Source organism: Serratia sp. MMO-28, assembly GCF_037199905.1.
GTDB classification, from domain to species: domain Bacteria; phylum Pseudomonadota; class Gammaproteobacteria; order Enterobacterales; family Enterobacteriaceae; genus Chania; species Chania oryzae.
In genome coordinates this window covers 36,203-50,434 of sequence record NZ_JBBCVB010000028.1, presented here as the reverse complement: position 1 = coordinate 50,434, position 14,232 = coordinate 36,203, and the positions used below count along the sequence as shown (strand labels likewise).

At 53.5% G+C, this 14,232-nt stretch carries 12 protein-coding genes; 9 read left to right on the top strand and 3 right to left on the bottom strand.

The features are described 5' to 3' along the window. Positions 1-24 precede the first annotated feature (24 nt). Genes WG891_RS21375 through WG891_RS21365 form a run of 3 tightly spaced genes read left to right on the top strand, consistent with a single transcriptional unit; the run spans position 25 to position 3,513 of the window. Complete coding sequence (locus tag WG891_RS21375; protein ID WP_337264390.1) at positions 25-681, top strand: YjbF family lipoprotein; 657 nt, start codon at positions 25-27, stop codon at positions 679-681. Next, positions 668-1,423: a capsule biosynthesis GfcC D2 domain-containing protein gene (locus WG891_RS21370; RefSeq protein ID WP_337264389.1), complete on the top strand. Its 756-nt coding sequence runs from the start codon at positions 668-670 to the stop codon at positions 1,421-1,423. Before WG891_RS21375 ends, WG891_RS21370 begins: the two co-directional genes overlap by 14 nt. Continuing rightward, on the top strand, positions 1,423-3,513 hold the full coding sequence (locus tag WG891_RS21365) for a YjbH domain-containing protein (protein WP_337264388.1): 2,091 nt from the start codon (positions 1,423-1,425) through the stop codon (positions 3,511-3,513). The genes WG891_RS21370 and WG891_RS21365 overlap by 1 nt, the downstream gene beginning before the upstream one ends. Positions 3,514-3,781: 268 nt before the next feature. Here the strand turns inward: WG891_RS21365 and malG are convergent, their stop codons facing one another. The 3 genes from malG to malE form a co-directional block, all read right to left on the bottom strand. Then, positions 3,782-4,672, bottom strand: coding sequence for a maltose ABC transporter permease MalG (malG, locus tag WG891_RS21360; RefSeq protein ID WP_337264387.1), 891 nt, complete (start codon positions 4,670-4,672; stop codon positions 3,782-3,784). Positions 4,673-4,684: 12 nt separating this feature from the next. Continuing rightward, a complete protein-coding gene (gene malF / locus WG891_RS21355; protein WP_337264386.1) occupies positions 4,685-6,262 on the bottom strand; it encodes a maltose ABC transporter permease MalF in 1,578 nt (525 codons plus the stop codon). A gap of 94 nt (positions 6,263-6,356) precedes the next feature. Further along, positions 6,357-7,553 (bottom strand): maltose/maltodextrin ABC transporter substrate-binding protein MalE, encoded by a 1,197-nt coding sequence (gene malE, locus WG891_RS21350; RefSeq protein ID WP_337264385.1) that lies wholly within the window; start codon positions 7,551-7,553, stop codon positions 6,357-6,359. A gap of 352 nt (positions 7,554-7,905) precedes the next feature. Here malE and WG891_RS21345 point away from each other — a divergent pair, with 352 nt between their 5' ends. From WG891_RS21345 to ubiA, 6 genes are all read left to right on the top strand, one after another. Beyond that, a complete protein-coding gene (locus tag WG891_RS21345) occupies positions 7,906-8,880 on the top strand; it encodes an alpha-amylase family glycosyl hydrolase (protein ID WP_337264384.1) in 975 nt (324 codons plus the stop codon). Next, positions 8,873-9,988, top strand: coding sequence for a maltose/maltodextrin ABC transporter ATP-binding protein MalK (gene malK / locus WG891_RS21340; protein ID WP_076941724.1), 1,116 nt, complete (start codon positions 8,873-8,875; stop codon positions 9,986-9,988). The genes WG891_RS21345 and malK overlap by 8 nt, the downstream gene beginning before the upstream one ends. 162 nt (positions 9,989-10,150) lie before the next feature. Beyond that, positions 10,151-11,452, top strand: coding sequence for a maltoporin (locus WG891_RS21335; RefSeq protein WP_443006231.1), 1,302 nt, complete (start codon positions 10,151-10,153; stop codon positions 11,450-11,452). 122 nt (positions 11,453-11,574) lie between these two features. After that, complete coding sequence (malM, locus tag WG891_RS21330) at positions 11,575-12,495, top strand: maltose operon protein MalM (RefSeq protein ID WP_337264383.1); 921 nt, start codon at positions 11,575-11,577, stop codon at positions 12,493-12,495. Between the two features lie 320 nt (positions 12,496-12,815). Next, entirely contained in the window at positions 12,816-13,337 is a 522-nt protein-coding gene (gene ubiC / locus WG891_RS21325) for a chorismate lyase (RefSeq protein WP_337264382.1), read from the top strand. Between the two features lie 15 nt (positions 13,338-13,352). Continuing rightward, positions 13,353-14,219: a 4-hydroxybenzoate octaprenyltransferase gene (gene ubiA, locus WG891_RS21320; RefSeq protein ID WP_337264381.1), complete on the top strand. Its 867-nt coding sequence runs from the start codon at positions 13,353-13,355 to the stop codon at positions 14,217-14,219. Positions 14,220-14,232: the final 13 nt, after the last annotated feature.

Here is a 14,232-nt window from a genome sequence, read left to right as displayed (position 1 = left end):
TATCTACGTGCCGGGATTGCTCAATTGCGCTATCTACCTTTGTTAATCATATGCCTATCCCTTCAGGCCTGTACGCCAGCTCAAAAAAACGTTAATGATACTATTTATCATTTGGTATTTGAGTCGTCTGATGTTGAATTGACCGATCAAGAAATTCAGAATCTTTCCAGCCCTAGCGCCTATGTCCGTATTGATGACCAACTGCAGATTGTGATGGTGCTTGGGGCGTATGAAAACGGCGAAGAGAAGTGGGTGAGTCAGGACCGTACTCTGATGGTGTTAAGACACGGGCGGGTGGTCAAGACACTGGGGTGGAAGGACAATCTACTCAGCGTGTCTAACCTTGAGCAGGATCCCTTGGCAGATCCACGGCGATTGGTCGATGGAGCACGCTGGTCACACCTGCTCTCCTGGACTGAAGACAGTCAGGTCCGTTCTGGTTACGCTGAATCCGTATTTCATCGATTAGCAGATAAACCTCTCGTTATCGGCGGTAAGAGCCGGAATTACCATGTCATTGAAGAGACGGTAAATATTGATGACTTAGGTGAAAGTTGGGTGAACCGCTTCTGGCTGGATCCGCAAACGGGCGCGGTAGTTAAATCAGTGCAATCTATGGGTGCGGACTATTTCCCGATTGAAATTACCTTACTGAAGCAGAGGCATAATGAAAAAAATTAATCTGCTTGTGGCGGCATTGCTGGGCCTTTCGTTGAACTCGGCCTCTGCAGAAAGTCGGATAACCGTTTTTTATCCAGACAAAGCATCAGTCACTCTCAAAAATGTGCCCACGTTAGATAGCCTGGTGGTGGATAATCCTGCCCTGCAAGGCAATATCTGGTGGCCGGGGGTCGCGATCGCAGAACAGAATGCAACCCGGCTCCAACAGCAAAAACAACAGCAACTGCTGGCGCGTTTGACTGCGCTGAGTTCGGCTCTGCGGCAGGAGGACGATGCCTCTTTAGCGGCAACTGTAGACAGCGTACGTTCACAGCTTGCTGAACTTAAAGTCATTGGCCGCCAGCTTGTTCCGCTTGATCCTGACGTGATTCGCTTGCACCCTGAGCTTGATCACCGTTTGTCGGGAGAATATCAGCTCTATATCGCAGCAGAGCCACGCAGCGTCAGGTTATTCGGCGCATTGGCATCGCATGGCAAACGCGATTTCTTACCGGGAAAAGACGTCAGCGACTATTTGACCGGGATCCAACATCTCGAAGGGGCTGAACATGATACCGCCTGGATTATCACTCCCCAGGGGGAGGTACAGCCTGTCCCTATCGCTTACTGGAACCGGCGGCATAATGAAATGACGCCAGGGAGTCTTTTATTTCTGGGGTTTGCTGCTTCCGCATTGCCTGACGATTTCAAAGACATCAACGAGCAAATTATTTCGTTATTGACGCACCGGATCCCAGACTGATGAAAAAACGTTACTTACTTAGCTTAGTCGCGCTGTCTGTCGCGAACGCGTGTCAGGCGACTTCATATCCAGCCCCTTTAGGGCCATCTCAAACGGATTTCGGTGGCGCTGGCCTGCTGCAAACCCCTACTGCACGCATGGCGAAAGAGGGCGAATTCAGTTTTAACTACCGTGATAATGACCAGTACCGCTTTTATTCAATTTCCGTTCAAGCGACGCCATGGTTGGAAACCACCCTCCGTTATACCGATGTGCGTACGCGCAAATACAGTAATGATCCTTCGTTCAGCGGCGATCAAACCTATAAAGACAAATCCTTTGATGTGAAATTACGTCTCTGGGAAGAGGGGTATTGGCTACCAGAGGTGTCTGCTGGGATACGCGATATCGGCGGCACTGGATTGTTTGATGGTGAATACCTGGTGGCCAGTAAGGCCTGGGGGCCGCTCGATTTTACCTTGGGTATGGGATGGGGTTATTTAGGTAACAGTGGCAATGTCAGGAACCCATTCTGTGATGCCAGTGATCGTTTCTGTAAACGTAGTAACGAACATGCGGCGACAGGGGGCACTGTCGATCTTGGCGACTCTTTCCGTGGCCCTGCGGCGATCTTCGGCGGTGTGGAATATCAAACCCCTTGGCAGCCGTTGCGCCTGAAGCTGGAATATGAAGGGAACGATTACCAGGGTGATTATGCTGGTAGGCTCAAGCAGGACAGCAAATTCAATTTCGGGGCTGTTTACCGCGTAACCGACTGGGCCGACGTCAATATGAGTTATGAGCGCGGTAATACCTTTATGGCAGGGTTTACCTTACGCACTAACTTTAATGAATTAAAACCAGCGCATGTCGATCAGCCAAGACCAGATTATCAACCACAGCCTCAAGAGCGGCAATTGCAGCAGGATGTGGTGGCGAATCAGCTTACTGAGCTTGAAGATAATGCCGGTTTTTCAGCGCCGAATATTCAGTTGAAAGACAAGACTCTGTACATGACGGGGACGCAGTCCAAGTATCGTTACAGCGAAGAAGGGGTTGAGCGTGCCAACATTATTCTGATGAACCACTTGCCAGAAGGGGTTGATACGCTGGCGGTGACAGAGACCCGGTATAATTTACCGCAGGTAACGACCAAGACAGATGTAAACAGCTTACGTGCACAGCTGGAAGGTTATCCACTGGGGTACGAACAAACGTTGCAACAGGAACGCCTTGAGCCTGTGTTGCCAGAAAATACTGAGCAAGGCTATCGTATTGATAACGATAGGCTAAATTTCACCCTTTCGCCGACGTTAACCCAGTCGGTAGGCGGTGCAGAATCATTCTACCTGTATCAGATTGGTTTGCTGGGCAGTGCCAGTTGGTGGGCGACAGATCATTTGTTAACCAGTGGCAGCGTGTTTGCTAACCTGGCGAACAACTACGGTAGATTCAACTACACGGCACCACCTCCAGATTCCCAACTGCCGCGGGTGCGTACGCATATTCGCGAATATGTTCAGAACAATGTGTATCTCAACGATCTTCAAGCCAACTATTTCCAATCTTTTGGTGATGGGATTTATGGTCAGGTGTATGGCGGGTATCTGGAAAGCATGTTCGGTGGTGTCGGTGCGGAAATGCTGTATCGACCGCTAGATACGGATTGGGCGGTAGGGGTTAATGCCAACTGGGTGAAGCAGCGTGACTGGGACAATATGATGCGTTTCGCTGATTACGATGCCGTTACCGGGCATATCACCGGTTACTGGAAGCCGCCTTTTGCTGAAAATGTGTTGCTTGCATTGAGCGTAGGCCAATACCTGGCTAAAGATAAAGGTGCAACCATCGATCTGTCTAAACGTTTTGACAGTGGGGTTGTGGCAGGCGTTTATGCGACGTTTACGGACGTTACTCGGGAAGAATACGGTGAGGGGTCATTTACCAAAGGGTTCTATATTTCGATCCCGCTGGATTTGATGACCAATGCGCCTTCCCGCAGTCGTGTTCAGGTCGGTTGGACACCACTCACGCGCGATGGTGGGCAAATGCTGAATCGTAAGTATCAACTGTATGGCATAACGTCCGATCGGGATGTTCGCTTCCGTTAACCGTCGGTCATTTCTCAATCTGGGGGATTGTTAATCCCCCAAGATCCATCTGTTTCATCAATTGCTTACTTTACCTATTCGTTCCACTCTGCAGACCAATTCAGTTGGCCCCGGCCTCAAACTGCAAACATAAAAATGGCGGCCCAGCGCTGGCCGCCCAAGACACAGGTATTGATCAGATAACAGCAAAGTACAGCAAACGTATTGCAGTAGACAGAACACAGGACTCAGCGCTCACTGGATCCAGCAACGCTGGCTCCAGTAAACATTACCCTTTCACTCCACCCGCGGTCAGCCCCCCGACCAGCCAGCGTTGTGCCAGCAGGAACACGGCGGTGATCGGAATAGCCGACAGCACCGCGGCAGCGGCAAAGTCACCCCACAGGTAGTTCTGCGGATTCAGATACTGCTGCATACCGACGGCCAGCGTATAGCTGTTCACATCACGCAGCAGCAAGGAAGCGACCGGCACTTCGGTGATCGCCGCAATAAATGACAGAATAAACACCACCGCCAGGATCGGCACTGAAAGCGGCAACAATACCAGACGGAATGCCTGCCACGGGGTTGCGCCATCCAACGCCGCCGCTTCTTCCAGCGAGTTATCGATGGTTTCGAAGTAACCCTTAATTGTCCAGACATGCAGCGCTATGCCGCCCATATAGGCAAAAATCACGCCGCCATGGGTATTCAGGCCGATAAACGGAATGTATTGCCCTAAGCGATCGAACAAGGCGTACAACGCCACCAAGGACAAAACGGCGGGGAACATCTGGAAAATCAGCATGCTTTTCAGCAGAGTGCTCTTGCCGCGGAAACGCATACGGGCAAAGGCGTAGGCACAGGTGGTAGAGAGCGTCACGATGCCCACGGCGGTGATCGCCGCCACTTTGACCGAGTTCCACAGCCATAACAGCACCGGGAAGGGGGGGGGAGTGACGCTGCCATCTGCATTGGTCACGTTCATACCGAGCGCCAAGCGCCAGTGATCCCAGGAGATCTGATCCGGGATCAGGCTGCCGGTAGCGAAGTTACCGGAACGCAGCGAGATCGCTATCACCATCAGCAATGGGAACATGATCAGGGCGATAAAGCTCAGCATCAGAATATGGGTGATCCACAGGCGTACGCGCTGGGATTTAGGTTGGACCATAGCCATTCTCGTTCTCCCTTAATCGAAATTCATTTTGCTGGCTTTCAGATTCAGGATCGCCAGTGCGCCTACCAACAGGAAGATCAACGTAGCAATGGCCGCAGCCAAGCCAAAGTCCTGCCCGCCGCCGCCTTCAAAGGCAATACGATAGGTGTAGCTCACCAACAGATCGGTATAGCCGGCTGGCGTGGTGGTGCCAATCATGTCCGGGCCGCCACGGGTTAGCAGTTGAATCAGCACAAAGTTGTTAAAGTTAAAGGCAAAGCTGGCGATCATCAGCGGCGTGAGCGGCTTGATCAGCAGCGGGAAAGTGATGCGGAAAAAGTTCTGCATCGGGCTGGCACCGTCCATCGCCGAAGCTTCGTACAAGTCGTCAGGGATAGCCTTCAGCAATCCCATGCACAGGATCATCATGTACGGATAACCCAGCCAGGTGTTGACGATCAGAATCATGCTCTTGGCGGTGATCGGATCGGTGAACCAGGCGGGTTTGATGCCAAACAGTGCGCTGAGCATCAGGTTGATCTCACCGAAGCTCTGGTTGAACAGGCCTTTGAAGATCAGGATCGAGATAAACGACGGTACGGCATAGGGCAGGATCAGCAACACGCGATAGACTGCTTTGCCTTTCAGCGCCTCCCACTGCACCACACAGGCCAGCACCATGCCAACCGCGACGGTGAGGATCACGGTCATCACCGAAAAAATAATGGTCCAGACGAAGATCGAGACGAAAGGTTTCTGAATACCTTCATCGTTCAGCACGCGCAGGAAGTTTTTCCAGCCGGTGGTGACGGTATAGCCTGGGCTGAGGGTATCTTTTGCCCAACTGCCATCGGCATTGATCGCCTGATAGAAACCGATTTCCGGGTTAGGGCGATACTGGATCTGGGTTTGGTTATCGGTCAGCGTTTTGCCGTCTTTATCCAGCGTATACAGAGGGCTGGTGCCGGAGAACTGGCGCAGGGAACTCATGCGCAGCTCACCACCGTCCGGGAGTTTTGCCACGATCAGGCTCAGCGCCTGGCGATTTTGGGTAATCACCCGTAGCGTAGCGCGTTCACTGGTGGGGGCTGCACTTTCCACGCTCAGTTTCAGCGTCTGCGGTTCACTACCATTCAAGCTGAACGGCTCAGAAACCAGTAACTGACCGCTATCGGGATGGGTTAACTGCATCAGCCATTGCTGGTTGGCGGTTGGATAGAGATCGAAGGTAAAGGTTTTGCCGGTCTGGAACTGGCGCTGCATCAGTACCGACTGGGCACGTTCAAAGGTTAACTGGTTAGTACTGCTGTAGTTGGTAAAGGCGATGGCGATAGTACAAATCAGCGGGAACAGGACAAACAGCCCCATCCCGGCGACGCCTGGGTACACATAGCGCCAGGCATAGGCACGGCGGTTGGCGAACACGTAAAGCCCGGCACTGACCAGCACCAGCGTCAGAATCGCAAACAGGTACTCTCCCTGTGCATACATCAACACAATCAGATAACAAGTTACCAAACTGAAAAAGCTGACGACCAGCCATTTCAGAATGTCACTTTGCCACCACTTCGATTTTTTTCGCGCGGGCAAACCGGCGTGAGCTAATTGCATAGGGCATTCCTTTCTGGGGTATTACAGCGGGATGCTGACTGCACCCCGCACAGCTAAGGCCAGGGGGGCACAGGGGCCCACCCATTGCCGGGTATTACTTGATGATACGAGCGTGTGCGTCTTCCAGCGCGGCTTTCACCGTCTGGCGCCCGGTGATGGCGTTGATCACGGCACTGCGCATTGCATACCAGAAGGTGCTCATCTGCGGGATGTTCGGCATGATTTCGCCGTTTTGCGCGTTCTTCATGGTGGCTGCAATTCTTGGATCTTTCGCCAGATGCTCCTGGAACGATTTCAGCGCCACGGCACCCAGTGGTTTGTCTTTGTTGACGTCAGCCAGGCCCTGATCGGTGATCAGATAGTTTTCCAGGAATTCGGTAGCCAGTTCTTTGTTCGGGCTGGCGGCGTTGATGCCTGCGGTCAGAACACCGACGAACGGTTTAGACGGTTTGCCTTGGAAGGTTGGCAGCAGAGTTACGCCATAATTGATTTTGCTTTGTTCGATATTTGACCAAGCCCATGGGCCGTTGATGGTCATGGCGGTCTGGCCTTTGTTGAACGCGCCTTCCGCAATCGAGTAATCGGTATCGGCGTTGATGTGCTTGTTCTTCACCAGATCGACGATGAACTGCAAGCCAGCCTGCGAACCCGCATTGGCTACGCCAACATCCTTGACGTTGTACTTGCCGTTTTCAAATTTAAAGGCATAACCGCCGTTGGCAGAGATGATTGGCCAGGTGAAGTAGGGTTCCTGCAGGTTCCACATGATGGCGCTCTTGCCTTTGGCGCGCAGCTCTTTATCCAGCGCTGGGATCTCTTCCCAGGTCTTAGGGGCGTCTTTGATGAGGTCTTTGTTATAAATCAGCGACAGGGCTTCAACCGCGATCGGATAACCAATCAGCTTGCCGTCAAAGCGAACCGCATCCCAGGTGAAGGGATAGATTTTTTCCTGGAAGGCTTTGGAAGGATGGATTTCTGCCAGCAGGCCAGACTGCGCGTAACCGCCAAAACGGTCGTGTGCCCAGAAGATGATGTCCGGGCCGTCACCGGTCGCAGCAACCTGCGGGAATTTTTCTTCCAGTTTATCTGGATGCTCAATGGTCACTTTAATGCCGGTGTCTTTCTCAAACTTTTTGCCGACTTCGGCCAGGCCGTTGTAGCCTTTATCACCGTTGATCCAGATAACCAGTTTGCCTTCTTCGATTTTGGCAAAGGCAGAAGAAGACAGCACCAGCGTGGTCAAGGCCGAAAGCGCCAGAATGCGTGCGCTTTTTTTCATTCTGAGATTCATAATTCCATCCTTCTGTGGGCACTGCGATAAGGAGAGCAATTTCGCGCTCATAGTGGGTCACAACCGGACACTTTCTCATCCTCCCCCCGTCTACGCCCCATGCCCGAGTAGTGTGATCCAGCTAACGTTGCGCCCTATTCTGTGGTGTCAGGCACAAAAAGGGGGGGCTATTTTTGCAAGGTAGATCACAGATTTGTCTTGTGCCGGGAACTCTGACCCGGAAGCGTAGTTCTCTCATCCTCCCATCTCCTCCCCCATGAAAAATCCTGTTACGGATGATTACCCCTTCTTGTCGTTACCTCACTATCAGCAACATTGTTTTTACCGCCATGTACAGCAGGAACCTGGATTTATGCCGTCAATGCGTACTGCCACTCACCCAACGTTGTACCGGATCCATCCGGCCAGTTTCCGTGATGGAAATGGTGATGGCGTTGGCGATGTACTTGGCATGATGGCGGCATTGCCTTACCTGAAGATGCTGGCCGTGGATGGCCTACTGCTACCGCAGGCGCTACCGCCAGAGACCGGTGCGCAAGTGGCTGGCCATGGGCTGGCGCTTTGGCACAGTGAAGGGCCCAACCGTATCTGCCGCAGTGCGGCCCCCGAGCAGCATTATGCTCGCGGGGTGTTGGCGCTGGAGGTGATGCCATTCAGCGTTGAAAAACTGGTGGCGGTGCTCAATAGCCACCGCCATCGGCTGGCGGAAAACGTCTGGAGTACGGGTGAGATCGATCAGCCGCGGGTGGTCAGCCACTGGGGACAAGGGGATTTGCGTTCTGCCCAGGCGTTTCTGACGCTGTTGGCGCTGCTGCCCGCGCCGATCTGCCTGTATCAGGGGGAAGAGCTTGGGTTACCGCACGCTGCCGATTTGCAAGAACCGCTGGGGGCGCAAACGCCAATGCCTTGGCACGAGGCCCCAGAGCAGGTGACTGCCGGTGAGATCCACTGGTATCAGCAGGTGGCTATCGAACACCGTGCGTTGGCGATCAGCCGCCAGCAGCACGACAACAACTCAACGTTACGTTATTGCCAGTCTCTGTTGGCTTTACGCCAGTTGCCGGTGATTCAGCACGGTGAACTGAATTCGGTCAGCCAGCGGGATGGCGTAATTCGTTTACTCATTACCCATCAGGATCAATGCCTTGAAGCGCTAATCAACCTGCAGCCCTATACTCAGCCGGCCGTGCCCTCTGAGGCAACGGTTCCTTTGGCCTGGCAACACGGTGCGCGGCAAGAGGGGCATCAATGGGTTTTGGCGGGTTTTGCATCTGCCATTTTTACACGAAATGTTAACTGCGAAAGCAGGGGAGTAACGCATGGCTAGCGTCACACTGCGCAGCGTTTATAAGGCCTTCGGTGAGGCCGTGATTTCCAGGGACGTCAATCTAACTATCGATGACGGTGAATTTGTGGTGTTTGTCGGCCCATCAGGCTGCGGTAAATCGACGCTACTGCGCATGATTGCCGGGCTTGAGGATATTACCTCCGGCGATCTGTTCATTGGTGAAAAACGCATGAACGACGTACCGCCTGCCGAACGCGGCATCGGTATGGTGTTCCAGTCGTATGCGCTGTATCCGCACCTGTCGGTGGCCGACAACATGTCGTTCGGCCTGAAATTGGCCGGGGCGAAAAAAGCGGAGATTACCCAGCGGGTCAATCAGGTTTCTGAGGTGCTGCAACTGGCACATTTGCTGGATCGGCGCCCGAAGGCCCTGTCCGGCGGCCAGCGTCAGCGGGTGGCGATCGGCCGTACTCTGGTGGCTGAACCGGATGTGTTCCTGCTCGATGAACCGCTTTCTAACCTGGATGCCGCGCTGCGTGTGCAGATGCGTATCGAGATCTCACGCCTGCACAAGCGCCTGCAGCGCACCATGATTTACGTTACCCACGATCAGGTCGAAGCGATGACGCTGGCCGACAAAATCGTGGTGCTGGATGCCGGGCGCGTGGCCCAGATCGGTAAGCCGTTGGAGCTGTATCACTACCCGGCCAACCGCTTTGTTGCCGGTTTTATCGGCTCGCCGAAGATGAACTTCCTGCCGGTTAAGGTCACCGCCGTTGAACACAATAACGTGCAGGTTGAGCTGCCGATGCCTAATCGCCAACTGGTGTGGTTACCGGTTGAATCTCAGGGGGTTGAGGTCGGGGCCAACCTGTCGCTGGGCATCCGCCCTGAACATCTGTTACCGAGTTCCGAATCGCCGGTAACGTTGATGGGCGAAGTGCAGGTGGTGGAGCAATTGGGCAACGAAACCCAGATTCATATTCAAATTCCAGAAATTCGTCAGAACCTGGTGTACCGCCAGAATGACGTAGTGCTGGTAGAAGAAGGTGCAACATTCGCTATCGGGTTGCCGCCTCATCGCTGCCATCTGTTCCGTGAGGACGGTACGGCGTGTCGCAGGCTGCATCAGGAACCGGGCGTTTGATCCCCAAAGTACTTGGAATTGCGGGTAGGCTGCAACTGAGCGAAGCCCGATGAGCTTACTTCAGTAAGTGATTCGGGTGAGTGAAGGCGGCCAACACCCCTGCAAATTCAAGTAAGAAGGGGAAATGCATGCATGCCGACAGGCAACTATAACAGGAGAATAATGATGACTACTCTGCGCAAACTTCCTTTGGCACTGGCTGTCGCCGCGGGAGTTTTATCTACGCAAGCAATGGCAGTGGATTTTCATGGTTACGCGCGTTCTGGTATCGGTTGGACCGGCAGCGGTGGTGCACAACAGTGTTTCCAGACAACGGGTGCACAAAGTAAGTACCGTCTTGGTAACGAATGTGAGACCTATGCTGAGTTGAAGCTGGGGCAGGAACTGTGGAAAGACGGTGATAAGAGCTTCTACCTGGACTCAAACGTTGCTTATAGCGTTGATCAAGCTAATGATTGGGAAGCCACCAATCCAGCCTTCCGTGAAATCAACGTCCAGGGTAAAAACCTGATTGCTGCATTGCCTGGTGCTAATATGTGGGCAGGTAAGCGTTTTTATCAACGTCATGACGTTCACATGATCGACTTCTACTACTGGGATATCTCTGGCCCAGGTGCAGGTCTGGAAAACGTCGATCTGGGCTTTGGTAAGCTGTCGTTTGCCGTGACGCGTAATACCGAAGCAGGTGGTTCTGCTGCCTTTGGTAACAGTACAACCCAGTGGTATATCAATGACAGCGGTCAGATCGCTTCTCGTCAGGTGGATAACCGTGCTGATGTGTACAACGATGTCTATGACGTGCGTTTAGCGGGAATGGAAACCAACCCAGGTGGTACGCTGGAGCTGGGCTTTGATTATGGTAATGCCAGCACCAGAGATGGTGTTGAACTGCAACCCGGTGCGTCGAAAAACGGCGTAATGGCTACGGCAGAACACACTCAGAGCATGCTCGGTGGTTTTAACAAGTTTGTCGTACAGTATGCGACCGACTCTATGACCTCATGGAATACGGGCCACAGCCAGGGTGCCAGCGTCAATAACGACGGCCATATGCTGCGCATTCTGGATCATGGTGCGGTGAAGTTGGCTGACGATTGGGAAATGATGTACGTCGGTATGTACCAGAACATCAATCTGGACAACAACAACGGCACCACCTGGTACACCGTGGGTATCCGCCCGATGTATAAGTGGACTCCAATCATGAGTACCCTGTTTGAAGCCGGTTATGACAACGTTAAGTCGCAAAGAACTGACGAGCGTAACAGACAATATAAACTGACCTTGGCCCAACAGTGGCAGGCTGGCGACAGCATCTGGTCACGCCCGGCACTGCGCGTTTTCGCCACCTATGCCAACTGGCATGAGAAGTGGGGCTATGACAACGGCGCTGCGGTCAATGGCGCTGGACGTGGTGACAACGATGAAGTGACCTTCGGGGCGCAATTCGAAGCCTGGTGGTAAGCAAACCCCGTAGCCGAACGTGAGTTCGGCTGCATTAACTCTGCGTTAATCTGTTTGGCTGACGCGCTCTTCTTGCCAGTTGCGCGTCAGTTTCTTCGCCTCTTGTCGAAAGGGCCATCACAATGAAAAAAAATCTACTCGCTTTTTATCTGTCACTGGCTTGCGCTTCCGCACTCCCGTTGATGGCGCACGCCACGGCGTTTAACGCGCAGGCGGATATCTCGGTTGCCCCGGCGATTTCTCACGAAACGCTGCAAAAGTTGCCTTGGAAACCGGTCGTACCGCCAGCCAGTGAAAGTTTCAAGATCACCGAAGCCAACCCGCAGGTTAGTCAAGGTGATGTTCAGGGTCAGGTAGCGGCATTTACGTTACCTGCAGATCGCGGTTCATTGGAAATCACCCTCAGCAGCCTGGTAAACGATCGCAGTGTGTTTGCACCGAGCGTGCTGGTTCTGGATGAGCAAATGCGACCTGCTGCTTTTTATCCCAGCAGTTATTTCCCTTATGAACGCGCTGGCGTGATGTCTAGCGATCGTTTGGAGGGCACGATGAAGCTGACGCCCGCTCTGGGGCAGAAGCAGATCTATGTGCTGGTGTACACCACCCGCCAGGATTTAGCCACCACGACTCAACTCTTGGATCCGGCCAAAGCCTACGCCATGGGGGTGGGGAATGCGGTTCCCGATATTCCAGACCCGATCGCCCGGCACAGCTCAACGGGTGAACTGCACCTGAAAGTGCGTTCAGAGCAAAATATGGGCAGCGTAATGATTGGCTTGCCGCTGACAAACTCGTCGGCACCTGCGCCAGTGGTGGTGGGTTCAACGGCTCCAGCACCGGCTGCGCCTGTCGCCGCCCCGGCACCTGCCGCTCCAGCAGAGCCGATGCTCAATGACACCGAAGCCTACTTTAATAACGCTATCAAACAGGCGGTGAAGGCGGGTGATATCGATAAGGCCTTAAAACTGATGAATGAGGCCGAAAAACTGGGTTCTACCACAGCAAGAAAAACGTTTATTGGCAGTGTGAAAGGCAAGGGGTAACACCCCATGCTGCCGATGCTGGCTTGATGATTGGTGCGCCTCCAGCGCACCCTTTTTCATCAGGGTCTGCATCATAGCTGCTGTTCAGTTTTATCCCCTTCGCTGTTCAAGTCGGTTTATGACCGACTTGTTGTTTTTGCCATCTGCAAGCAACTCGAATTATTTTGAGCAAATCTACTTTCCACCCGTTAAAAACTCTACTGATTTCACTGCGAATCAACCTGCCGCTTTCGGATTTCTGCGTTACAATGGCCTTCTGTTAACGATTTGTATGGTCAGGAACCGCCGTTTTGGCGTGGTTTCCGATATGGAGTAGAACAATGTCTGGCAATAGGGACTCCATCCTGCCGCCCATTGCGTGGTTGCCTGAAAATTCCCCGCTACCTGCTGCCATTAGCGATTGGCTAATGGAGCTGGGCTCCATGACCCGTCGTTTTGAGCGCTATTGCAACCTAGTGCAGGTGGAGCCCCAGCGCGAATGCTTTGTGACCCGCGCTCAACTGGGCGAAGAAGCCGAACATTTACCCTACAGTGAACGCTATTGGCTGCGTGAGATCCGGCTGCTGGGAGATGGTCAGCCCTGGCTCCTGGGGCGGACGGTGATCCCGCAGGAAACGCTGACCGGCCCGGATCAGGCGCTGGTCGATCTGGGCACTGTGCCGCTGGGCCGCTATCTGTTCAGCAGTAATACGTTAACCCGCGATTATATTAAGGTTGGCCAGCAGGGGGAATTATGGGCTCGGCGTTCCCGTTTGCGCCTGGCGGATAAACCACTGCTGCTGACGGAGCTATTTTTACCTGCCTCGCCATTGTATCTGGTGAAGGGTGTTTCAGCAGAATAAGGGGAGAAGAGGATCTTGGAAGGAAGCGTGACTCAAAGCAAATGGCAGGCCTATAGCCACCTGATGCGCATCGATAAGCCGATTGGCACGCTGCTGTTGCTATGGCCGACGCTGTGGGCATTGTGGCTGGCCGGGCAAGGGATACCGGCTTTGCCCGTATTGCTGGTGTTCGTTCTTGGCGTATTCCTGATGCGTGCAGCAGGCTGTGTGGTCAATGACTATGCCGATCGCGCCTTTGACGGGCACGTGAAACGCACCGCTGGCCGCCCGTTGCCCAGTGGCCGGGTCAGTGAAAGAGAAGCCAAAATTCTGTTTGTCGCGCTGGTGCTGATCTCCTTTGCCCTGGTGCTGACCTTGAATGCCATGACGATCTGGCTGTCGCTGGCGGCACTGGCTCTGGCTTGGGTCTATCCGTTTATGAAGCGCGTCACCAACCTGCCGCAGGTGGTGTTGGGGGCCGCATTCGGCTGGTCGATCCCGATGGCCTATGCCGCCGTCAGTGAGTCGCTGCCGCTGAGTTGCTGGTTACTGTTCCTGGCGAATATCTGCTGGACGGTGGCTTACGATACGCTCTATGCCATGGTGGATCGTGATGATGATGTGAAGATCGGTATTAAGTCCACCGCCGTGCTGTTTGGCCGCCATGACAAGCTGATTGTCGGGGTACTGCAGTTTGCCACGCTGTTGCTGATGCTGTGGGTCGGTTATCTTATGCAGCTTGGCGGTGCCTATTATTGGTCGCTGCTGCTGGCTGGTGCGCTGTTTATCCATCAGCAGAAGCAGATTGCCAGCCGCGAGCGCGATGCCTGCTTCAGTGCTTTCCTGAATAACAACTACGTTGGTTTAGTGCTGTTTATCGGCATTGCGCTGAGCTATCTCTGATGGCCTTACGGCC

Bases quoted from the DNA above. Each gene is read 5' to 3' on its own strand.
- ubiC (WP_337264382.1), top strand. From the start codon at position 12,816: ATGTCTGGCAATAGGGACTCCATCCTGCCGCCCATTGCGTGGTTGCCT.
- WG891_RS21335 (WP_443006231.1), top strand. From the start codon at position 10,151: ATGATGACTACTCTGCGCAAACTTCCTTTGGCACTGGCTGTCGCCGCG.
- malK (WP_076941724.1), top strand. From the start codon at position 8,873: ATGGCTAGCGTCACACTGCGCAGCGTTTATAAGGCCTTCGGTGAGGCC.
- malF (WP_337264386.1), bottom strand. From the start codon at position 6,262: ATGCAATTAGCTCACGCCGGTTTGCCCGCGCGAAAAAAATCGAAGTGG.
- malG (WP_337264387.1), bottom strand. From the start codon at position 4,672: ATGGCTATGGTCCAACCTAAATCCCAGCGCGTACGCCTGTGGATCACC.
- malE (WP_337264385.1), bottom strand. From the start codon at position 7,553: ATGAATCTCAGAATGAAAAAAAGCGCACGCATTCTGGCGCTTTCGGCC.
- malM (WP_337264383.1), top strand. From the start codon at position 11,575: ATGAAAAAAAATCTACTCGCTTTTTATCTGTCACTGGCTTGCGCTTCC.
- WG891_RS21365 (WP_337264388.1), top strand. From the start codon at position 1,423: ATGAAAAAACGTTACTTACTTAGCTTAGTCGCGCTGTCTGTCGCGAAC.
- WG891_RS21345 (WP_337264384.1), top strand. From the start codon at position 7,906: ATGCCGTCAATGCGTACTGCCACTCACCCAACGTTGTACCGGATCCAT.
- WG891_RS21370 (WP_337264389.1), top strand. From the start codon at position 668: ATGAAAAAAATTAATCTGCTTGTGGCGGCATTGCTGGGCCTTTCGTTG.